The organism is Kluyvera sp. STS39-E (genome assembly GCF_040932435.1).
Lineage (GTDB): Bacteria > Pseudomonadota > Gammaproteobacteria > Enterobacterales > Enterobacteriaceae > Kluyvera.
On record NZ_JBFQGA010000007.1, the window covers coordinates 269,125 to 291,734 of the forward strand.

Consider the following 22,610-nt stretch of genomic DNA (forward strand, 5'->3'; position numbering starts at 1 on the left):
CAGGGAGCATCATGATCGGCATCTACTCCGGGGGGATTTGGAAGATCCCCCATCTGAATCAGTTTCTCGGCCAGCCCTGCCGTAAGCTGTCGATAAACGGTGCAATCCCCAGCGATATCTCAGCCATCGCAGTTTGGGGAATGAAGGAGAACACCGTCCTGCCCGCAGCCAAAGCGCGGGCGGCGGGTCTTCCCATTTTGCGCTTAGAAGATGGCTTTATTCGCTCTCTCGGCCTTGGTATAGAAGGTCATCCGCCGCTCTCTATCGTGGTTGATGATTTAGGGATTTACTACAATGCCAGCCAGCCTAGCCGGCTGGAGCAGCTAATTCAGCAGGAGTGCGCAGATAATACTTTCGCGGCCCAGGCCCGATCCGCAATTGATCTTATCGTTAGAGGCGATCTTTCTAAGTACAACCACGCCATTCCCTACACCACCGATGGGGATATAAAGCCTATCGTGCTGGTCATTGACCAGACATATGGTGATGTATCGATAACGCTGGGCGGTGCATCAGCCAAGAGCTTCAGCGAGATGCTCGCCGCCGCACGCGAAGAAAACCCCGAGGCTGAGATTTGGGTCAAAACCCATCCTGATGTACTGAGCGGCAAAAAACGGGGTCACTTCTCCAGCCACCTCAATGATCCTCGCATTCGCCTTTTTGCGCAGGATGTCAGCCCGCAGTCACTGTTGCGCTACGCCAGCCACGTCTACACCGTAACCTCACAGTACGGTATCGAAGCGCTGATGGCGGGGAAGCCCGTCACCTGCTTCGGTCTGCCGTGGTATGCGGGATGGGGGCTAACGGACGATCGCCATCCACAGGCGCAGTCGCTGGCCACAGATAGACGCGGCCATGCCACGTTACTGCAGCTAATCGGCGCGGCTTTGCTACGGTATTCACGCTACCTCAACCCGAATACCGGTGAGTTGGGCACGCTGTTCGACGTACTACATGCACTACGGCTACAGCGGCAACATATGATCTCACGCAGTGGGCACCTTTGGGCTCCGGGGTTGACGCTATGGAAGAGCGCGGTCATGAAAACCTTCCTCACCGCGCCGGGCAATAAGGTCAGTTTCAATAAAAAATCGCCCACTGCCACCGCTTGCGTAGTGTGGGGGGTTAATGGCGAAGCAAAATTTAAGCCATTGGCGCAAGCGCAAAATCTTCCGCTCTGGCGGATGGAGGATGGATTTCTGCGTTCATCTGGACTGGGTTCCGACCTGCTGATGCCGCTTTCTCTGGTTCTGGATAAAACAGGGATCTACTACGATGCCCACCGCGCCAGCGACCTAGAAATTTTGCTCAGCCGCTCAGCGCTTCACGGTGATGAACGCAGCCGAGCGCTCGCACTACAGAAGACGCTAGTCGACAGTAAACTCAGCAAATATAACTTGGGCAAACATTGGCAATTACCCGCCGCCGCTAACGACAAACGTGTGCTGTTGGTGCCAGGCCAGGTGGAAAACGACGCGTCTATCGCGACCGGAACCCTCAGCATTCAAAGTAACCTCTCACTGCTGCGCACGGTGCGCCAGCGTAACCCGGATGCCTTTATCATCTATAAGCCACATCCAGATGTGCTAGCGGGAAATCGTCCTGGGCATATTGACGGCGATGAGATGACAAAACTAGCAGACTGCGTGGCAGCGGATGCTGACATTATCGACTGCATCACAAGCTGTGATGAGCTGCATACCATGACCTCGCTGTCAGGTTTTGAAGCATTAATGCATGGCAAAACGGTGTACTGCTACGGCCTACCGTTTTACGCCGGATGGGGGTTAACCAGAGACGAACACACCTGCCCGCGCCGAAACCGTACGCTGACCTTAGCCGATCTTATTTATCAAACGCTGATTGTTTATCCCACCTATATCCACCCACAGGATAAGCGCGTGATCCACGTAGAAGAGGCCGCTGCATGGCTGATGGAGCAGACAAGGCCAGAAAACATTACGCGGAAAAAAGCAGGACGGATCGCGCGATGGTGGCGCAAAGGCGTGAATCTTTACCGGGTAAAATTTAACTAACTTCGAGGGCTGAGGCATGGACAGCACAGCAATGAGCAAGCTCTTGGCAGGTAAACGTTATCTGCTTTTACAAGGGCCAATGGGGCCGTTTTTCGCCGACCTTGCCGAATGGCTGGAAAGCAAAGGACGAGAAGCGGTTAACGTAGTTTTTAACGGCGGAGATCGTTTCTATTGCCGGAAGCGACCCATACTGCGCTATAACCAGACGCCCCACCATTTCGCCCACTGGCTAAAAGAAACGTGGAAAACCTACCCCTTTGACACGCTGGTGTGCTTTGGCGATTGCCGCCCATTGCATCAGGCGGCTCGCCAGTGGGCACAGGCTAAGGGGCTGCGCTTCTTGGCATTCGAAGAGGGTTATTTGCGTCCACACTTTATTACGCTTGAGGAAGGCGGCGTCAACGCCTGGTCTTCCCTACCCCGCGACCCTAATTTTTACCGCCGCTTGCCCGAAATGCCACCGCGCAACATCCAACTGCTGAATCCCTCTACCCGCCTACGCTACTGGCATGCAACATGGTATTACCTAGAAGGCTGGTTTCATCGTCACGATTACCCGGTTTACCGCCATCATAAATCGTTCTCACCGTGGTATGAAATGCGCTGCTGGATCCGCGCCTGGCGGCGAAAACACTGGTATGCCTTTAAAGAATATGATGTGCTGCCCCGGCTGCAGACAAAGCTGGATAAACGTTATTACCTAGCGATCCTACAGGTTTATAACGATAGCCAGATCCGCAGCCACAGCAGCTATGCAGACGTGCGCGATTATATCAACGAAGTGATGTACTCCTTCGCCACCAAAGCGCCAGCCACCAAATTTTTGGTGTTTAAACACCACCCGATGGATCGCGGCCATCGTTTGTACCGGCCGCTAATCAACAGGCTGAGTAAGAAATATGGAATTCGCAACCGGGTTCTGTACGTGCACGACTTACCCATGCCGGAGATGTTAAAGCACGCGAAAGCGGTGGTGACAATCAACAGTACGGCGGGTCTGTCGGCGCTCATTCACAACAAACCGCTAAAGGTGATGGGCGATGCCCTGTACGATATGAAAGGGTTAACGTATCAGGGCCATCTGCACCAGTTTTGGACGGCGGGATTTCAGCCAGATATGGAACTGCTGGGGAGATTCCGCAGTTATCTGCTGGAGACTACGCAGATAAATGCGGTGTTTTATGGGGGCAATTTTATTTACCAAACTGCTCAATCCTAGAAATGACAATTAATAATGCTACTTTATTTTTCCCATGTTGCTTTTTCAGGCAATCTGCCACTGAGGTAATTTAATGACATTGTCTTGTATGATTTATTTTCGGCACTCCCTCCCCCATCATTGAAACACATCACCTTATAGGAAAATGGAAACTCGCTCACTACCTTCTTTATATTTGAAGGTCTAACTATAATATCAGACATCACTCCTTTTATAGATAGCCCTTTGAGAATTGAGTAATGATGATATAGAAATGACGTAAGGTTAATATCGCCATCACCTCTCACCTTTGAATATCTAGTTTCATTTACACGCTCCGAAAATAAAGTCTCCACCTCTTCCAAAACTGATTTTCTTAATGCATGAGGAACATGCTTCATTAGGTTCCTTGCATTATACCCACTTTCGACACTTTTCAGCAGCAGGCTGGAATTTATTGAGGCTTTCATATAATCTGGGAGTTCACTTCTACTGGAATACTCATATACCATTCCATAAGGTTCCCAATAGGAAATCGATCGACCAATATCATCAAAAAAATCAGAAACCAAACAAGGCTGCCCCAAAACAACATCATCATTAAAGTATATAAAAAACTCACTCAATCCTTTAATTCTATGTAAACAACACTCAATAGAGTGAGAGTTAAAGGTGGGTAACATATCTTCTCTAGGGTAAATATCCTCATGATAGACCCACTCTATTTTAGAGCTATAACCTAACCATTCTGGAGGCCTACAGTTAGAAACAATAAATATTCTATTCACCCATGGTGCGTATTTATTGATTGACCTTAATGAATATTTAAGCTCATCATTATCAGTAAACCTGTCTGGATCAAAGTCTTGTTCAGGAAAAGTTTTCATCCACAGCTCCTGCCAATCAATATCTGTTTGATTGACCCATGTATAAACAACATCTACTTTTTTTACATTAGCTTTAGGGTTGTTGTAAATAACATTTATATCATTTATATGAAATTTTTTTGCTAATACATGCTTTGAACGCATCGTTACTATACTTTCAGTATTTATGTCATAAAGATATATGTTAAAAATCTCGGAGTAATCAATTCCATTAGACAACTCTATTACAAAGTCAGTGCGTTTCGCCAATCCCCTAATTATTTTTTTAATATCCCATTCATTGCCATTTCCCACCTCATATTTATAACCACCATTAAGAGTATAAATTTTAATTGAATACGATAACACCCTGCACAGTGAATTAAGAAAACTTATGAATAAATTCAAGTGGCCAGACCAAAAAGCAATGCTATTAAAATCATCATTAGATTTAACACAACATCCGCCGTTGAATTTATCACATATATATTTCGCAACCCCACCCCTCATAATGTCACTAATGTCGATAGAATAGTTAAACTCAAACATTTCAGAGGGGTTGTCACTCTTTACTATTATCTTATCGCCGAGTTTTTTCTTAAAATAATCATAAAAGAACATATTAGGATCTTTTATCATTTTTTTTGCCTTTCGAATAAACATACTGTTAACCATGTATTAAAAACCTCAATTTCCGCTTAAACGAATAAAAACGGTCAACATGACCTGGTTTATTTTCAAAAAATATAGAGTAATCACTTATTGATTTTTTATTTTCCACAACGAATTCTATAAAATCAATTAATTGTGTTTTTAGCAATCCTTGTTCATCTAAAGCCTCACCATTGCTATGCATCTCTCGAAAAATAGTGTAATTCAAGTGTCGATTATGATAATAAAAATCATCATTCATTTGCTTCTTAGCATGATATATATGGAATAAAATATCTTTATTTAAAAGCTGGGGAAAGCAAAATCGTCCCAAATGACGTCTAAATCCGACAGCAAAAAGGGGAGACCTAGAAGGCAAATCTACTAACAGATCCTTTTCATTATTGAGCCCTCCAAAAGTTTTACATAGCCTTAAGAGGAAATCAAAATCCTCATATCCATGGTCAAAAAAAAGCTCATTAAATCCACCTATATATTTATATATATCGCTTTTCATTAAAGTGATCGATGACGGGCTTGCCAAATGCAAAAACTCAACTCTGGAAAATGAAAAATATCTTTGGAGAAGATTTGAAGGCGTTATTCTCTTCGAAATTAAATTATTGCTACCCTTTTCGCTCAAGTATAAACAAGGATATATACAGAACCCTGCATTATTATAATCAATGGTTGTTAAACCCCTCAAAAAAAGTTCAAAATCAGGATAAATATCGACATCTAGTAAAAGAGTATGTTCAGTTGCCACCCCTTGAAAGGCATAATTCCTTAAACGTGAAAGGTTTATAGTCTCATTGTTTCTAACTTTATTTATTTTAACATTTGAGAAACTCCCCAACCGTTCACAAAAATGCCTCTCATGATATCCCCCAGAAAAATTCAGTCCGAATGACAAAACAACATTATTCAACTTTGCCTGCTCTGCCAAAAATAGTGCCCTTGCGATAATATCTTTTGGACGCCGTCTTAAATCTATAGGGATAATACAGGTTAGGATAGGAGGTTGGGTAGATCTGTTAGATTGCATTATTTACACACATTCCTCATGCCTGTAGACATTAATTGCAGATATGACATCATCATAGACTTTCACACTTCCGCATCTTCCGATAAATATCGCAATATCACAAAACTCCTTCAACGAATTCAAACTATGCGACACCATCAAAAAACTCGCTTCCCTGTGCCGCTCTTTAAACAACTTCGCACACTTCTGCTTAAATCTGGCATCACCTACCGCCGTCACTTCATCCACCAAGTAGTAATCGAACTTAAACGCCATACTCAACCCAAACCCCAGGCGTGACTTCATCCCCGAAGAATAGGTTTTAATCGGCATATCGAAGTATTTCCCCAGTTCGGCAAACTCCTCAACGAAAGCGACCTTCTCTTTTAGTTCATCGCGGGTGGCATACAGGCGCGCCACAAACTTCACGTTTTCGCGCCCGGTCAGGCTGCCCTGAAAGCCTCCCGCCAAGCCGACTGGCCATGAGATGGTGCTGTCGGTAATAATCCGTCCGCTGTCAGGCCGGTCGATACCACCAATCATGCGTAGCAGTGTTGATTTCCCTGCGCCGTTGCGGCCAATAATTGCCACGCTTTTGCCGCTCGGCAGCTCAATATTGAGATCTTTAAAAACGTAATGCCGCCCCTGCGGGGTGAAGTATGATTTTGACAAATTTTCGATACGAATCATGATGTCAGCATCGCCTCTTCATTGTGGCGATAGAGTGCTAGACCTAGGAAAAGCACCACCAACGTACAAAACGCCAAATACGGAAGATTCACCCCGTCGCTAACGTAGTTCGCCACCACGCATTCACGACTTAGCTCAACGATGTGCACAATCGGGTTCCACAACAGATACGGCCAGTAATCACGCGGAACCGCATGCAGTGGAAACATAACGCAGGAGATAAAGTAGAGCGGCTTAATCAGGATTGGCAGAAACTTCTCCATCTCTGGGAAAGCATTCCCAACCACCATAAAAATAAGCCCAACACCGCAGGAGAACAGCGCTAACAGCAGCCAGGTGAGAATCAACGTCACTAGACGGGTGACCGCAAAGTCTTCACCAGCAAGGCCGACAATCGCCATGAGCATGATGTACACGCCGACGTAGATCAGGCTCTCGAGCAGCGTTCGGGCGATAATGGTGTCCACCGGTCTTACGGGGCGGTAGTTAAATAACCCCTGGTTCGCTTCAATCGCGCCAATCGAACGCGTAGAAATACTACTAAAAAGGAAATATGGAATAATGCCGTTGATAAGAAATACCGGGAATGAAATATCAGGCATAGTACGATGCATAATAAATCCGAATACCGCGAGCATCACTAGCATATGTGCTGCGGGCTCCAGTATTGCCCAAAAATAACCTAGGCGATATTTGCCGAAACGCGTTTTAATTTCACGAAGAAAGAGCGCGCTGACGGCGGCTCGCTGAACTTCAATACCACTTCTAGCCATTGTTTATCCGATAATGTAATCAAGCACGCTACCGCCCCTGGCTTCAGGGCACCACGAGCCGGGAAGAAAAAATTATAATGGGAGTAGAAATCAAGAAAGGAGTGAATGAGGGCAGTTACATGTGAAATCCATTCCCCATGTAAATTAATAATTCAACATCATTCCCTTGATGAATAAACTAGGATTTTCCCAACACCGGTAATTTAGAACATAACAAAGCAAACTGTCATTATATTTTTAAAAGCGCCCATTAAATTCCATTTGAAATTCACTGAGCGAATTTCTTAATATCAAATCCAAATATAATGTATATATTGATGTTATTAATATAGAGGGAGTTATTTACGGTAGATAAATAATATTCACCTACCGTTTTAGCTTTAGACCTACCCGGCTTCACCCATTAGCTGCCTGACCAACTCCACGCACCGCAGGAATCGCGAGTCATAGTCAGCTTCCTCGACGTGGACGAACTCGATATTGTTCTTCTCCAACATCGACACCAGCAGCGTCTGAAACTCTTTGCGATCAACCGAACTACCTAGACTACGTAGACCGTCAGCCACCCATGGGGTGTTGTTTTCCAGCAGGATAACCAAATCAAAGCGATACTCGTCAATAAGCGCCTGCACAAACGGATGCTCACGTCCTTCGTATTTCTTGCAAAAGGCCTGCGTGCTGACAAAATCGGTATCGATAAACGCGACCTTGTTGGCATACTTCACCGCAAAATCAATATATTGCGCGTGGCCAAGGGCAATTTTGTCGTAGTCGGAATACTGTAACGCCATCTCGTCCCCGCCAAGATGAGAGAAGACGTAATCGCGTCCATACTCCCAAGCACTGCTGGTGTTAAAGATGTTCGCCAGCTTGTTCACCAGCGTTGATTTCCCGCTCGACTCACCGCCTAAAATAGCCACCGTACGCACGAAGAAGGGCTTTACCTCGGTCGGAATGTAGTCCCAGTAGCGGAATGGGTTTTCGCGGATCTGCGCACCGCTGATGCTCATGAACGTACGTTTCGGGTCAATCAGTACGGTTTCAATGCCCAAATGCTCAAGGTACTGCGGCGCATCCGCCTCTTCTGAACTGTAGATCCAGTTCGGCTGAATACCCTTTTCTTCCATAAAGCTTTTTATCCCCGCGCTCCACACGTCCCAACCGTGCGGGTACGGCTCCATGCCCTCTTCATTGAAAGCATGAATACGGATGTTTTTCTGGTATTTGAAGGTCTGTAATAACCAACGCAGGCGATCGGATACGGTTGGCTGCTGCGACATAGCGCTGTCTTCAAACAACGCGCGATCGCGTGTGTCGTCATAACCCATGATGATATGCAGCTCATCGACTTGGCTACAGGCACGCTGGATAAGGTAAATATGACCGGTGTGCAGCGGGTAAAATTTACCGAATACCACGCCAATATTTTTCTGCTGGCGCGGGAACTCTAGGTTCAGAAAGCGGTGTAATGCCTCCAATTTTTGCGCGCTGGGGCTTTTAATTTTGGCGTTGAGAAGCTGGCTTAAATAGCCCTTGGTCATGCCGCTCGCGTCAGCGACTTGCTGTAACGTACAGCCTTTCTGACGAATTGCGGTTTTTAGATAGTCAAATGACGACACAAGAGCCTCCTGCAAAATTGGGGGAAATCATTTATACACAATAAACATCAGGATGCATGATCGAGTAGGCCTGATAAGCGAAGCGCCATCAGGCAAAAGGAGTCGGATGGCAGTGCAAGCAACTTATCCAGCCTACGTTGTAGAAACGTGCATCTTGAAGTATCACTGGCATAATCATTATACAAAAAACCCGGAAGCACTCACTGTACTATCCGGGTAAATATGGCCGATCTGACTGAGTTATCAGGTTAAATCATCAAAAACACCCAGTGCGTCGGCAAGTTTCTTCACGCCAAAGACCTGCATCCCTTCTGGGAGCTTTTTCGGCACGTTAGCGGCTGGGACAATAGCACGACGGAAACCGTGTTTTGCCGCTTCCGAAATACGTTCTTGTCCACTAGGAACAGGACGAATCTCCCCGGCAAGACCCACTTCACCAAATACAACCAGATCCTGTGGGAGCGGTCGGTCACGCAGACTGGAAACCATCGCCATCAGCAAGGCTAAATCAGCACTGGTTTCAGTCACCTTCACGCCGCCGACCACGTTGACGAACACATCCTGATCCGACATCTGCAAACCGCCATGACGATGCAGAACCGCAAGCAGGATAGCCAGACGGTTTTGCTCAAGCCCCACGGCTACGCGCCTTGGGTTCGCCATCATTGATTGGTCCACCAGCGCCTGAATCTCTACCAGCAGCGGTCGCGTGCCTTCCCACACCACCATCACCGAGCTACCTGAAGTCACTTCATCACCACGGCTCAGGAAGATAGCGGAAGGGTTGCTCACTTCACGCAGCCCCTGTTCGGTCATGGCGAATACGCCAAGCTCGTTCACCGCGCCAAAGCGGTTCTTATGGCTGCGCAAGGTACGGAAACGAGAGTCGGCATCGCCATCGAGCAGCACCGAACAGTCGATGCAGTGTTCCAGCACCTTCGGACCTGCTAGCGAACCGTCTTTCGTGACGTGCCCGACCATGACAATCGCCACTCCGCGGGTTTTCGCAAAGCGCGTGAGGTATGCCGCCGTTTCGCGCACCTGAGCGACGCTACCCGGTGAAGACTGGATATCCGCCATGTGCATCACCTGAATGGAGTCGATAACCATCAGCTTCGGCTGTTCTTCCTCAGCAATCAGGCAAATCTGCTCGATGCTGGTTTCAGACAGCATGTTGAGGTTCGCGGTCGGCAGACCAAGACGGTGCGCGCGCATCGCCACCTGCTGCAATGACTCTTCCCCGGTGACGTACAGAGTTTTCATCTGCTCCGACAGCCTGCACAGTGTTTGCAGCAACAGCGTCGACTTACCGGCACCTGGGTTGCCGCCAATCAAAATGGCGCTGCCAGGAACCACACCGCCGCCCAGCACGCGGTCGAACTCTTTGAAGCCGGTAGAAAAGCGCGGAAGCTCTTCTAGGCTAATGTCCGAGAGTTTTTGCACCTTCGCCACGCCCGCGTTACCGGCGTAGCCGCTCAGGCGTTCATTGCGTGCGACCGTTGGGGAAGCCGCGACGCGCATCTCGGTGATGGTGTTCCAGGCCTGGCAGGCGCTGCACTGCCCCTGCCAGCGCGGATAATCCGCACCGCACTCGTTACAGACAAATGCGCGTTTAGGAGCTTTCGCCACGGTTTACCTCTTTATTTCTGATTCATACTGCCGGAGAGGATACAGAATACCCCCATCAAATCGGCATGACGGATAGTGACTTCCGTCTGTTCGTTCACTTTCGGTTTGGCATGATAAGCAATTCCCAGTCCGGCGGCTTTGATCATCGGCAGATCGTTCGCACCATCGCCGATTGCTACCGTCTGAGCGTGCGCAATCTCGTGTTCCTCGGCCAGCCTCAGCAGCGTTTTAGCCTTGTACTTCGCATCAACGATATCGCCAACCACTTCTCCGGTTAGCTTGCCGTCGCGAATACCCAACTCATTAGCCACTGCCGCGGTCAAACGCAGCTTATCGCGCAGGTACTCGGCAAAGAAGGTGAAACCACCGGAGGCTATCGCCACTTTCCAGCCCAGCGCTTCTAGCTTCAAGACCAGTTGAGTCAAACCCGGCATTAAAGGCAAGGTGTCACGCACCTGACGCAGAATATTAGCGTCGGCGTCTTTCAGGGTTGCGACGCGTTGACGTAGGCTAGCACTAAAGTCGAGCTCGCCGCGCATCGCACGTTCGGTCACTTCAGAAACCAACTCTCCCGTCCCAGCCAGCTTGGCAATCTCGTCGATACATTCGATCTGGATAGCCGTGGAGTCCATATCCATCACCAGCAGGCCCGGTGTGCGCAGATGCGGTATCTTTCCTAGCGGCGCCACATCCAGCCCAGCGTCGTGCGCCAGACGCGTAGCTCTTGGGGTTAGCGATCCCGCCAGACGAATCACCTGATAGTCTTCAACGCACCAGGCTGCTACGATCACCATAGCGGCGCCGAGTTTACGTTGGTAAGTTGTCAGGCGAGCTTTATTGAGGCCGCGGCCATACAGCAGCCAGCCGCTGCGCCCAGCGTGGTAATCCAGCGGCATCACTTCATCGCCGCTCAGCGAAAGCGGCAACCCAGGCCACAAGGAGACATCTTCAGGCAGGTCGCACCAGGTCAAACTGTTTGGCATTACAGCTCCAATCTTCTCTATTAAGCCCAGGAAAATAACGCATGAGGCTACCTTGTAACCAGCGCTTCTGGCAACATTAAGCTGTAAATTTTCAAAGGTGGAATATGGTTCGCGCAAAACTAAAATTTCGATTGCATCGCACCGCGATTGTTCTGATATGTCTCGCTCTTCTGGTTGCTTTGATGCAGGGGGCGTCATGGTTCAGTCAACAAAGCCAGAAACAGCGAAATCCGCAGCTTGAAGAACTCGCCAGGACGCTGGCATTTCAGGTCTCCCTGAATCTTGCGCCTATGATGAAAAGTGAAACGCCGGATGAGAAAAAGATCGGTAATTTACTTAACCAGCTCACCGGTAAAAGCCGTATTCTCGATGCTGGCGTTTACGATGAACAAGGCGATTTGATTGCCCGTGCCGGAGAGCAGGTCGATCTTCGCGACCGGCTGGCGCTGGACGGCAAAAAAGCCGGCAGCTACTTCAACCAGCAGATCGTCGAACCCATTCAAGGGAAAAACGGCCCGTTGGGTTATCTGCGCCTTACGCTGGATACCCACACCATCGCCACCGAATCTGGACAGGTGGATAACACCACCAACATTTTGCGTCTGATGCTGCTGCTATCGCTGGCTATTGGCGTCGTGCTTGCCCGTACTTTGCTGCGTGGCAAACGCACCCGCTGGCAGCAGTCACCGTTCCTGCTTACCGCGAATAAGCCGGTACAGGACGAAGATAAAGATTAATTAGAAAAGGAAATCGCTATGTCAACGCTGCGCCTGCTGCTCTCAGACTCTCACGACCCATGGTTTAACCTCGCCGTTGAAGAATGTATTTTCCGGCAAATGCCCGCCACTCAGAGAGTGCTGTTCCTGTGGCGCAATGCCGATACGGTCGTCATTGGGCGAGCGCAGAACCCATGGAAGGAGTGTAATACCCGGCGCATGGAAGAAGATAACGTCCGTTTGGCTCGTCGAAGCAGCGGCGGCGGTGCGGTATTCCACGATCTCGGCAATACCTGTTTTACCTTTATGGCGGGCAAACCGGAGTATGACAAAACCATATCAACGTCTATTGTGCTGGAAGCGCTGAATTCTTTAGGGATTATTGCAGAGGCTTCAGGACGTAACGATCTGATCGTCAAAACCGAAGAAGGCGACCGTAAAGTTTCGGGTTCTGCCTACCGCGAAACCAAAGATCGCGGTTTTCACCACGGCACCCTGCTGCTCAACGCCGATCTGAGCCGTCTTGCTAACTATCTCAATCCCGATAAAAAGAAACTCCAAGCGAAGGGGATCACCTCCGTGCGCGGACGCGTGGCAAACTTGGTGGAGCTGCTGCCAAATATTACCCATGAACAGATCTGCGAAGCCGTGACCGAGGCATTCTTCGAGCACTATGGCGAGCGCGTTGAAGCTGAGATTATCTCGCCAGATAAGACGCCTGATTTGCCCAATTTCGCAGAAACCTTCACCCGTCAGAGTAGCTGGGAATGGAACTTTGGTCAGGCACCGGCATTTTCGCACCTGCTTGATGAGCGTTTCACCTGGGGCGGCGTTGAGCTGCACTTCGACGTTGAAAAGGGGCTTATCACCCGTACGCAAGTGTTTACCGATAGCCTGAACCCAGCGCCGCTGGAGATGCTCGCCGAGCGCTTGCAAGGGTGCCAGTACCGGGCAGATGTGCTTGAGCAGACCTGCAAGGGGCTGATAGCGGATTATCCGGAACAGGAAAGTGAGCTGCGGGAACTCGCAGCATGGATTGCGGGCGCGGTGCGGTAGTTGATTGCCGGATGGCGGCTTCGCCTTATCCAGCCTACACGAGACCGACAGGCCCGGGTTGGATTGTAGGCCCGGTAAGCGAAGCGCCACCGGGCACAGTTACAATCTTACGCTTTATCGCCCAGCAGGACAGATTCCAGCGCAATTTTGATCATATCGTTGAACGTCGTCTGACGTTCAGCAGCAGTGGTCTGCTCGTGAGTACGGATATGGTCAGATACGGTACAGATGGTCAGCGCTTTCGCACCGAACTCTGCCGCAACACCGTAGATACCCGCAGCTTCCATTTCCACGCCAAGGATGCCGTATTTTTCCATCACATCGAACATTTCACCGTCTGGTGAATAGAACAGGTCAGCGGAGAACAGGTTGCCCACGCGCGCGTCTACGCCCAGCGCTTTTGCCGCATCAACAGCGTCACGTACCATGTCGAAATCAGCAATTGCCGCAAAGTCATGATCTTTAAAGCGAATACGGTTAACCTTGGAATCGGTGCAAGCACCCATACCGATAACCACATCACGTAGTTTCACGTCAGCGCGTACTGCACCACAGGAGCCCACACGGATGATTTTTTTCACGCCAAAATCGGTGATCAGCTCTTTGGTGTAGATAGAGCACGACGGGATACCCATACCGTGACCCATTACGGAAATCTTACGGCCTTTGTAAGTACCGGTGAAGCCTAACATGCCGCGAACGTTGTTTACTTCACGGACATCTTCGAGGAAAGTCTCAGCAATGTGCTTAGCACGCAGCGGGTCGCCTGGCATCAAAACTACGTCAGCGAAATCGCCCATTTCTGCGTTAATGTGTGGAGTTGCCATCAATTTATCCTTATTTAGATTGTCAGTGCCTGATGGCGGCTACGCCTTATCAGGCCTACAAAAAAGTAGGCCCGGTAAGCAAAGCGCCACCGGGCAAGTGCATCACAGCATGTTTTTACCGTACGCCATTGGAGACGTACCGAAGTAGGTCGCCAACGTCTGGCCGATATCCGCGAAGGTTTCACGGTGTCCCAGCGAGCCTGGTTTGACTTTCGGGCCGTAAACCAGCACCGGAATGTGTTCACGGGTATGGTCAGTACCGGTCCAGCTAGGGTCACAGCCGTGGTCGGCGGTGAGGATCAGAATGTCATCTTCTCCCACCAGCTTCATCAGCTCAGGCAGACGGCGGTCAAACAGTTCAAGTCCAGCGGCATAGCCCGCGATATCACGACGGTGGCCCCAGGAAGAGTCGAAATCAACAAAGTTGGTGAAGACAATTGTCTCATCACCGGCTTCTTTCATCTCTTTGATGGTGGCATCGAACAGCGCGTCCAAGCCGGTGGCTTTCACTTTCTTGGTGATACCGCAGTTCGCGTAGATATCCGCAATTTTACCAACAGAAACCACGTGACCGTGTTTTTCATCAACCAGTTTTTGCAGAACGGTCGCGGCTGGCGGTTCAACGGCCAGATCGTGACGGTTGCCGGTACGCTGGAAGTTGCCAGCTTTGTCGCCAACAAACGGACGCGCAATAACGCGGCCAATGTTATAGCCACCTTCGGTCAACTCTTCACGCGCGATTTCGCACAGCTCGTAGAGTTTATCCAGGCCGTAGGTCTCTTCGTGACAGGCAATCTGGAACACGGAGTCAGCGGAGGTATAGAAAATCGGCTTGCCGGTTTTCATATGTTCTTCGCCCAGTTCGTCCAGGATAACCGTACCGGAAGAGTGGCAGTTGCCGAGGTAGCCCGGCAGGTTGGCACGCTTAACCAGTTTATCCAGCAGTTCCTGTGGGAAACTGTTCTGGTGGTCGCTGAAGTAGCCCCAGTCAAATAGAACCGGCACACCAGCGATTTCCCAGTGACCTGACGGAGTATCTTTACCGGAAGACAGTTCATGCGCCCAACCATAGGCACCGATGACTTCTGCGTTACCGTCCATACCTGCGGCAATTTTACCGGTAGAACCTTCATGCGCTTTCACCAGACCCAGGCGAGTCAGGTTAGGCAAATTCAGCGGGCCTTTACGACCGTGGTCAGCCTCGCCTTTGGCACAGGCTTCAGCAATGTGGCCCATGGTATCCGCGCCGACATCGCCAAAGCGGTCAGCGTCTTCCGTTGCACCAATCCCGAAGGAGTCCAGCACCATAATAAATGCACGTTTCATCTTGTTCTCCATACATCTTGCGCTGCAAAAAAGCGATCAGATCAGTATATAACTATTCGGTGATGCGACGATAGACGGTCGGCGTAATTTCAGGCGCTTTGTCGTCCAGTTTAATTGCCGCTTTGACGGCTTTTGCTGCGTCCTGCCAGCTGGCTTCGTCTTTGGCGTGGATCACTGCCAGCGGACGTTGCCCGTCAATGCTATCGCCCAGACGCGCCATGTCGGTAAAGCCGACGCTATAATCAATGGTGTCAGATGCCTGACGGCGACCGCCGCCCATCGAAACCACTGCCATTCCCAGCGCGCGGGTGTCCATCGCGCTGACGAAACCTTCGGTCTCAGCATAGACGGCTTTGCTCAGCATCGCCGTTGGCAGATATTTCGCGTAGTTCTCAACAAAATCGGTCGGGCCTTTTTGCGCCGCGACCATACGGCCAAAGATATCCGCCGCTTTACCGTTATCCAGTACCGCCTGCAGCTTGGCACGCGCTTCGGCATCATCTTTCGCCAGGTTACCGGAAATCAGCATTTCCACACTCAGCGCCATGGTCACATCGAACAGGCGCGGGTTACGGTATTCGCCGGTCAGGAACTGTACGGCTTCACGGACTTCAACGGCGTTACCCGCGCTGGAGGCCAGCACTTGGTTCATGTCGGTCAGCAGCGCGGTGGTTTTCACGCCCGCACCGTTGGAGACGCCAACGATGGCTTCCGCCAACGCCGCAGAGAGTTCATATGTCGGCATAAAGGCGCCGCTACCTACTTTCACATCCATCACCAGCGCATCGAGACCTTCTGCCAGCTTTTTGGCCAGAATAGATGCGGTAATCAGCGGGATGGAATCCACCGTCGCGGTGATATCACGGGTGGCATAAAAACGTTTGTCCGCCGGTGCTAGCGAGCTGGTTTGCCCAATAATCGCTACACCCACGTCTTTAATAATTTCGCGGAAACGGTTGTCGTCAGGGAAGATGTCAAAGCCCGGTATCGCTTCCAGTTTGTCGAGCGTGCCACCGGTGTGACCCAGACCGCGTCCAGAGATCATCGGAATATAGCCGCCGCACGCAGCAACCATCGGCCCGAGCATCAATGAGGTCACGTCACCCACGCCGCCGGTCGAGTGTTTATCAACAATCGGACCGTTCAGATTAAGGCTTTTCCAGTCAAGGACGGTCCCTGAATCGCGCATCGCCATGGTCAGCGAGACACGCTCTGGCATGCTCATATCATGGAAGAAAATGGTCATCGCTAGGGCCGCAATCTGCCCTTCAGAGATGGTGTTGTCACGAATACCGTTGATAAAGAAACGAATTTCTTCATCACTCAGCGCTAGGCCATCACGTTTTTTACGAATAATTTCTTGAGCGAGAAACAAGGTACCCTCCTTTGTAATCGGGAAATATTGCCTGATGGCGCTTCGCTTATCAGGCCTACCATTTTGTAGGCCAGATAAGGCGGCAGCCGCCATCCGGCAATTCAGGCAGCTTAGTAGCTGCTAGCGCTCTTACCGTCGCCGTGGCCCAGCGCTTTCAGCAAGCTAGCCAGCAGAGAGGAGGCACCAAAGCGGTAGTGACGGGAGTCCGCCCAGTCAGCGCCAAACAGTTCGTCAGCGATAGACAGGAACAGCTGTGCATCTTCCGCGCTACGTACGCCGCCCGCTGGTTTGAAGCCAACGGTTTTTTCCACGCCCATATCGCGGATCACTTCCATCATGATGCGCGCGCTTTCTGGGGTGGCGTTGACCGGCACTTTACCGGTTGAGGTTTTGATGAAATCAGCACCGGCTTTGATAGCGATTTCCGATGCTTTACGAATTAGGCGCTCTTCTTTCAGCTCGCCGGTTTCGATGATCACTTTCAGCAGCACGTTAGCTGCCGCACAGGCTTCTTTACAGGCTTTCACCAAATCGAAACCAACCTGCTCGTTCCCGGCGATCAGCGCGCGGTATGGGAACACCACGTCAACTTCGTCAGCGCCGTAAGCGATAGCTGCGCGGGTTTCCGCCAGCGCAATGTCGATATCGTCGTTGCCGTGCGGGAAGTTAGTCACGGTCGCGATGCGGATGTTCGGCGTACCCTGCTCGTTGAGCGTTTTACGGGCAATCGGAATGAAACGCGGATAAATGCAGACAGCCGCAGTGTTACCTACCGGCGTTTTCGCCTGATGACACAGCGCGATAACTTTCGCATCGGTGTCGTCTTCATTCAGGGTCGTTAAGTCCATCAACTGCAGCGCACGCAGGCTGCTTGCCTTTAAATCAGTCATTTTAATCTCCGACGGCACGTTGCCGTTTAAATCGTTACCTTGCGGGTCTGTGATTATTGTAACACCGCCCCGCGTTCACACTTCGACTTCCATCACACTTAGTGAAAACTTCGTACAAATTTGCATTACAACAACGCGACGAAGTTCAAATTTTGGCAGTAAAAGCGCTATTTAAAGCGCCAATTCAACCGCTCGGATCAAAGGATCGTCGCATCGCTTTTCATACACTTCTCGCATCGCTCGCCTGAGGAACCGAACATGCCAACATCGATTGATTCACCGCTGCTGCAACACTGCCAGCAAATTGTGACAAGCTCCGTATTAACCCCGGAACAGAAACGCCATTTTCTGGCTTTAGAAGCCGAAAACGCCCTGCCGTATCCAACAATATCTGAAGAGGCTCAGGCGGCGCTCACCAATGGCGTCATCTGCGATATGTTTGAAGGACATGCGCCTTATAAACCACGCTACGTCCTGCCGGATTACGCTCGTTTCCTCGCACACGGTTCAGAGTGGCTGGAACTGGAAGGCGCACAGGATCTGGATGATGCGCTTTCACTGCTGACCATCCTGTATCACCACGTACCTTCCGTCACCGCAATGCCGGTTTACCTCGGCCATCTTGATGCGCTCTTGTCACCATATGTTAGAATTCTAACACAAAATGAAGTCGACATTCGAATAAAACGTTTCTGGCGCTATCTTGACCGCACGCTGCCAGACGCCTTTACCCACGTCAACATTGGCCCACACGACACGCCAATCACCCGTGCAATTCTACGCGCTGAAGCAGAGCTTAAGCAGGTCGCACCAAACCTGACCTTCATCTATGATCCGGAAATAACACCTGACGATTTACTGCTCCAGGTGGCACAAAATATTTGCGAGTGCAGCAAACCGCATATTGCGAATGGGCCGTTGAATGATAAAATTTTCACAAAAGGTCAGTATGGCATCGTCAGCTGCTACAACTCGCTGCCCGTGGCGGGCGGCGGCAGTACGCTGGTGCGCATGAATTTGCAGCAGGTCGCCTTACGCAGTCAGTCTATTGATGACTTTTTCACCCGCCAGCTGCCGCACTACTGCCAGCTGCAAACCGAAATTATCGATGCACGCTGCCGCTTCCTTTATGAACAGTCGCACTTCTTTGAGAATAGCTTCCTTGTGAGTGAAGGGCTGATAGACCCCGACCGATTTGTGCCCATGTTCGGCATTTACTCGCTGGCCGAAGCCGTTAACGCTCTGTGCGAGCGTGAGGGCATCGATGCGCGCTACGGCAAAGATGAAGCAGCCAATCAGCTTGCCTACCGCATCAGCGCCGCACTGGCCGATTTCGTCGCCCGTACGCCGGTGCAGTACGGTTGGCAACAGCGTGCGTTGCTACATGCGCAGTCGGGGATCAGTTCAGATACCGGCACCACGCCGGGCGCGCGCTTGCCTTATGGCGACGAGCCGGACCCGATAACGCATTTGCTAACAGTAGCGCCGCATCATGCGCACTACACGGCAGGGATCAGCGACATCCTGACGCTTGATGAAACGGTGAAACGAAACCCGCAGGCGGTGATGCAACTGTGCCTCGGTGCATTCAAGGTCGGCATGCGCGAGTTCAGCGCTAACATCAGCGGTAACGATCTGGTTCGCGTCACCGGCTATATGGTGCGCCTGTCCGATTTAGAGAAATACCGCACCGAAGGTTCCCGTACCAATACCACCTGGCTGGGTGAAGAAGCCGCGCGCAATACGCGCATCCTCGAACGTCAACCTCGCGTCGTGAGCCATGAACAGCAGATGCGCTTTAGTCAGTAAAATCATCCCATTTTCCTGCGTTGATGGGCCGGGCAGCCGCCTGGCCCTGTTTTTACAGGGCTGCAATTTGCGCTGTAAGAACTGTCATAACCCATGGACGATGGGGCGCTGCAACGACTGCGGGGAGTGCGTCCCTCATTGTCCACATCAAGCACTGAGCCTGAGTGAGGGTAAAGTGCTGTGGCAAACGGATAACTGCCAACAATGTGATACCTGCCTGCATCTGTGTCCGCAGCAGGCCACGCCGATGGCGCAGCGCATGAGCGTAGAGCAGCTTATCCAACAGATAAGCAAAGTATCGCCATTTATCGAAGGTATTACCGTCAGCGGCGGTGAGGCCACCACCCAGTTGCCGTCTATCTGCACGCTCTTCCAACGCATAAAAGAGACACCACAGCTCGCACATTTGACCTGTCTGGTTGATAGCAACGGTGAATTACCGATTACCGGCTGGGAGAAGCTACGTCCGGTATGCGATGGAGTGATGGTGGATTTAAAGTCTTGGGATAACGACAAACACCTTGCGCTGACCGGGAAAGGCAACGCACGTATCAAACAAAGCATTAAATGGCTGGCCGAGCGGGGAATGCTAAGCGAACTGCGGCTGCTGGTGATCCCTGGGCAAACGGATTTTCTGCAGCACGCCGTAGCGTTGAGTGAATTTATTGTCAGTCTAGGAGATGTACCGGTACGGTTGAATGCTTTTCACAATCATGGTGTTTACGGGGAAGCGAAAACGTGGCGGAGCGCCGGGCCTCAGGACATTGAAGCCGTCAGCCTAGCGCTACAGGCCGGAGGAATAACGAGGCTTATCCCTCCAGCGCTTTACTTATAGGGCAAGGAATACACCCGCAATCGTGGCGCTCATCAGGTTAGAGAGCGTCCCGGCTGCCACCGCTTTCAGGCCCAACTGCGCAATTTCCGGACGGCGTTTTGGTGCCATGCTGCCAAGGCCACCTATCAGAATTGCAATAGAAGACAGGTTAGCAAAGCCGCACAGCGCGAAGGAAATAATCGCTTTGGTTTGGTTTGAAATAACCTGCAGCCCTGCCGCAGCAACCTCGGCATCCGCCTTCAGGTATTCACCGAAGTTCATGTAGGCCACGAATTCGTTGATCACCAGCTTCTGGCCGATAAACGAGCCCGCTACCGTCGCTTCACTCCACGGCACGCCAATCACCCACGCCAGCGGAGAGAAGACCCAGCCCAGAATTAACTGCAGTGACAGTTCCGGGTGGTTAAACCAACCGCCAATCCCCGAAAGCATCCCGTTCAGCAGCGCAATCAGCGCGATGAACGCCAACAGCATCGCACCCACGTTCAGCGCCAGCTGCATCCCAGATGCTGCACCGGATGCCGCAGCGTCCAGCACGTTGCTCGGACGATCGATATCCGGCGTTTCCTGTTCAAGCGTAGGAGAGTCATTCGGCGTTTCCGTTTCTGGAATAATGATTTTCGCAAACAACAAACCACCCGGAGCCGCCATAAACGACGCCGCAATCAGGTACTCCAGCGGCACGCCCATTTGCGCATAGCCCGCCAGAACTGAACCCGCCACCGACGCCAGCCCACCACACATCACAGCAAACAGCTCAGAACGAGTCATTGTTGCGATGTATGGACGCACCACCAGCGGCGCTTCGGTCTGACCAACGAAAATGTTCGCCGTCGCGGAAAGGGATTCCGTACGCGACGTTTTCAGCACCTTACGCAGGCCGCCGCCAAGAATGCGGATAACAAACTGCATGATGCCAAGATAATAAAGCACGGCAATCAATGAGGAGAAGAAGACGATAACCGGCAGTACACGCAGTGCAAATACGAAACCACCGCCACCAAAGACTTCAAACATCTTATCGGAAACCAAGCCGCCGAACAGGAAGCCGATACCTTCGTTACCATAGGCGATAACGTTAGCCACCCCTTCCGACATCGCCAGCAAAACTTTACGTCCAGCAGGTACATAGAGGATTAGCGCGCCGATCCCGACTTGGATAATCCAAGCGCCAAGAACGGTACGGAGATTAATAGCTTTACGATTACTGGAAAGCAATACGGCAATGGCGAGCAGCACCACCATACCGATAAGTCCCATGAGGATTTGCATACATAGTCCCTGTGCATTGAAAAATATAATAATTACGGCAAACCAACGGCGTGGATTATAACCGTATGCAATTATCTTTTTTGTTCAATGTCACAAGTTTTACGCAACGGTAACATAATAAAATTCGATAATGGGATGCACATCACTCTAAAGCGCAGTAAAGAGTGCCCGCGTATTATTGATCAACGCGGCTGCTATCGCTTCCGGGGGTTCCGTTCGTAAAGAACACAGGTGCGTAAAGACATCCGCAATCCGCTCAGGTCGGTTCGGCTGGCCTTGGAAACCATTCAACGGCATATCGGGTGCGTCGGTCTCCAGCACTAACGCATCTAGCGGTAGACGCGCCATCACGTCACGGGTTTTATTCGCGCGGGGATAAGAAATTGTGCCACCGACGCCAATTTTATAGCCCAGTTGCACGAAGCGCTCAGCCTGCTGCAAGCTGCCTGAAAATCCATGGATCACGCCGGTTCGCGGCAAATTGTGCCGTTTCAGGTGCAGCGCCAGCTTATCGTGGGTCCGCCGCGAATGCAGAATAACCGGCAATTCGTAGCGTTTAGCCAGCTGCAATTGCGCATCCAGCAGGTACTGCTGGCGCTCAAACTGCGGATTTTCTCGATACAGATCAAGACCAATTTCCCCCACGGCAACCAGCTTTTCCGGCTTTGCCGCCAGAAAGGCTTCCAGTTGCTCAAGGCTCTGGTCACTATGGCGTTCGACCACGATCGGATGTAAGCCGAGGGCGGCGTACAGCGGTTGGTGATCCGCCGCAAGACTGAGAACACGGCTAAAGCGTGCGGCCTCGATCGCCGGAACAATAATCTTTTCGACCCCGGCCGCTGCGGCCTGTTCAAGGCTTGCCGATTCATAATCGGTGAAAGGGGGAAAATCGAAATGACAGTGGGTATCGATAAAACGGTAGGTCACGCGCGCCTCGACGGTCGGGGTCGGAATGGGGATATCGTAAATCACTGCCACAGAGGAATACATAAAAAAAGCCAGCGCTTAGGCGCTGACTTAGACGTGGTTGCTGTG

19 protein-coding genes are annotated in these 22,610 nt (G+C 50.9%); 6 read left to right on the forward strand and 13 right to left on the reverse strand.

Translation table 11 applies throughout. The features are described from left to right. The first annotated feature begins 11 nt into the window (after window positions 1-11). On the forward strand, window positions 12-2,036 hold the full coding sequence (locus AB4K05_RS17350; RefSeq protein ID WP_368481185.1) for a capsular polysaccharide biosynthesis protein: 2,025 nt from the start codon (window positions 12-14) through the stop codon (window positions 2,034-2,036). 16 nt (window positions 2,037-2,052) lie between these two features. Next, window positions 2,053-3,255, forward strand: coding sequence for a capsule biosynthesis protein (locus AB4K05_RS17355; protein ID WP_368481186.1), 1,203 nt, complete (start codon window positions 2,053-2,055; stop codon window positions 3,253-3,255). Window positions 3,256-3,278: 23 nt separating this feature from the next. On the opposite strand, the gene AB4K05_RS17360 is transcribed toward AB4K05_RS17355, so the two are convergent. From AB4K05_RS17360 to serB, 7 genes are all read right to left on the reverse strand, one after another. Continuing rightward, window positions 3,279-4,775: a stealth conserved region 3 domain-containing protein gene (locus AB4K05_RS17360; protein ID WP_368481187.1), complete on the reverse strand. Its 1,497-nt coding sequence runs from the start codon at window positions 4,773-4,775 to the stop codon at window positions 3,279-3,281. Next, window positions 4,768-5,796 (reverse strand): capsular biosynthesis protein, encoded by a 1,029-nt coding sequence (locus tag AB4K05_RS17365; RefSeq protein ID WP_368481188.1) that lies wholly within the window; start codon window positions 5,794-5,796, stop codon window positions 4,768-4,770. The genes AB4K05_RS17360 and AB4K05_RS17365 overlap by 8 nt, the downstream gene beginning before the upstream one ends. A gap of 3 nt (window positions 5,797-5,799) precedes the next feature. After that, window positions 5,800-6,465: an ABC transporter ATP-binding protein gene (locus AB4K05_RS17370; RefSeq protein WP_368481189.1), complete on the reverse strand. Its 666-nt coding sequence runs from the start codon at window positions 6,463-6,465 to the stop codon at window positions 5,800-5,802. Then, complete coding sequence (locus AB4K05_RS17375; RefSeq protein ID WP_368481190.1) at window positions 6,462-7,238, reverse strand: ABC transporter permease; 777 nt, start codon at window positions 7,236-7,238, stop codon at window positions 6,462-6,464. Before AB4K05_RS17375 ends, AB4K05_RS17370 begins: the two co-directional genes overlap by 4 nt. A gap of 386 nt (window positions 7,239-7,624) precedes the next feature. Continuing rightward, window positions 7,625-8,857: a multifunctional transcriptional regulator/nicotinamide-nucleotide adenylyltransferase/ribosylnicotinamide kinase NadR gene (gene nadR, locus AB4K05_RS17380; protein WP_368481191.1), complete on the reverse strand. Its 1,233-nt coding sequence runs from the start codon at window positions 8,855-8,857 to the stop codon at window positions 7,625-7,627. Between the two features lie 243 nt (window positions 8,858-9,100). Continuing rightward, window positions 9,101-10,486 (reverse strand): DNA repair protein RadA, encoded by a 1,386-nt coding sequence (radA, locus tag AB4K05_RS17385; protein ID WP_368481192.1) that lies wholly within the window; start codon window positions 10,484-10,486, stop codon window positions 9,101-9,103. An 11-nt stretch (window positions 10,487-10,497) separates the two neighbouring features. Beyond that, entirely contained in the window at window positions 10,498-11,469 is a 972-nt protein-coding gene (gene serB / locus AB4K05_RS17390; protein ID WP_368481193.1) for a phosphoserine phosphatase, read from the reverse strand. 104 nt (window positions 11,470-11,573) lie between these two features. Between serB and AB4K05_RS17395 the strand changes: the two genes are divergently transcribed. Both AB4K05_RS17395 and lplA read left to right on the forward strand, forming a co-directional pair. After that, on the forward strand, window positions 11,574-12,206 hold the full coding sequence (locus AB4K05_RS17395) for a YtjB family periplasmic protein (RefSeq protein ID WP_368481194.1): 633 nt from the start codon (window positions 11,574-11,576) through the stop codon (window positions 12,204-12,206). An 18-nt stretch (window positions 12,207-12,224) separates the two neighbouring features. Next, window positions 12,225-13,241, forward strand: coding sequence for a lipoate--protein ligase LplA (gene lplA, locus AB4K05_RS17400; protein ID WP_368481195.1), 1,017 nt, complete (start codon window positions 12,225-12,227; stop codon window positions 13,239-13,241). A 107-nt stretch (window positions 13,242-13,348) separates the two neighbouring features. Here the strand turns inward: lplA and deoD are convergent, their stop codons facing one another. From deoD to deoC, 4 genes are all read right to left on the reverse strand, one after another. Beyond that, window positions 13,349-14,068: a purine-nucleoside phosphorylase gene (gene deoD / locus AB4K05_RS17405; RefSeq protein ID WP_368481196.1), complete on the reverse strand. Its 720-nt coding sequence runs from the start codon at window positions 14,066-14,068 to the stop codon at window positions 13,349-13,351. 102 nt (window positions 14,069-14,170) lie between these two features. Next, the gene (deoB, locus tag AB4K05_RS17410; RefSeq protein ID WP_368481197.1) at window positions 14,171-15,394 is read right to left on the reverse strand and encodes a phosphopentomutase; all 1,224 of its coding nucleotides are present in this window, start codon (window positions 15,392-15,394) and stop codon (window positions 14,171-14,173) included. A 52-nt stretch (window positions 15,395-15,446) separates the two neighbouring features. Further along, window positions 15,447-16,769, reverse strand: a complete 1,323-nt coding sequence (deoA, locus tag AB4K05_RS17415; protein WP_368481198.1) for a thymidine phosphorylase — start codon at window positions 16,767-16,769, stop codon at window positions 15,447-15,449. 110 nt (window positions 16,770-16,879) lie between these two features. Continuing rightward, window positions 16,880-17,659, reverse strand: coding sequence for a deoxyribose-phosphate aldolase (deoC, locus tag AB4K05_RS17420; RefSeq protein ID WP_368481199.1), 780 nt, complete (start codon window positions 17,657-17,659; stop codon window positions 16,880-16,882). 258 nt (window positions 17,660-17,917) lie between these two features. Between deoC and AB4K05_RS17425 the strand changes: the two genes are divergently transcribed. Together AB4K05_RS17425 and AB4K05_RS17430 are read left to right on the forward strand one after the other, a co-directional pair. Beyond that, window positions 17,918-19,468, forward strand: coding sequence for a YjjI family glycine radical enzyme (locus tag AB4K05_RS17425; RefSeq protein ID WP_368481200.1), 1,551 nt, complete (start codon window positions 17,918-17,920; stop codon window positions 19,466-19,468). Next, complete coding sequence (locus tag AB4K05_RS17430) at window positions 19,440-20,303, forward strand: YjjW family glycine radical enzyme activase (RefSeq protein ID WP_368481201.1); 864 nt, start codon at window positions 19,440-19,442, stop codon at window positions 20,301-20,303. Before AB4K05_RS17425 ends, AB4K05_RS17430 begins: the two co-directional genes overlap by 29 nt. On the opposite strand, the gene AB4K05_RS17435 is transcribed toward AB4K05_RS17430, so the two are convergent. Next, window positions 20,298-21,575, reverse strand: a complete 1,278-nt coding sequence (locus tag AB4K05_RS17435) for a NupC/NupG family nucleoside CNT transporter (RefSeq protein ID WP_368481202.1) — start codon at window positions 21,573-21,575, stop codon at window positions 20,298-20,300. The two genes, AB4K05_RS17430 and AB4K05_RS17435, sit on opposite strands and share 6 nt — an antisense overlap. A gap of 147 nt (window positions 21,576-21,722) precedes the next feature. Beyond that, the gene (locus tag AB4K05_RS17440; RefSeq protein WP_368481266.1) at window positions 21,723-22,502 is read right to left on the reverse strand and encodes a TatD family hydrolase; all 780 of its coding nucleotides are present in this window, start codon (window positions 22,500-22,502) and stop codon (window positions 21,723-21,725) included. Between the last annotated feature and the right edge of the window lie 108 nt (window positions 22,503-22,610).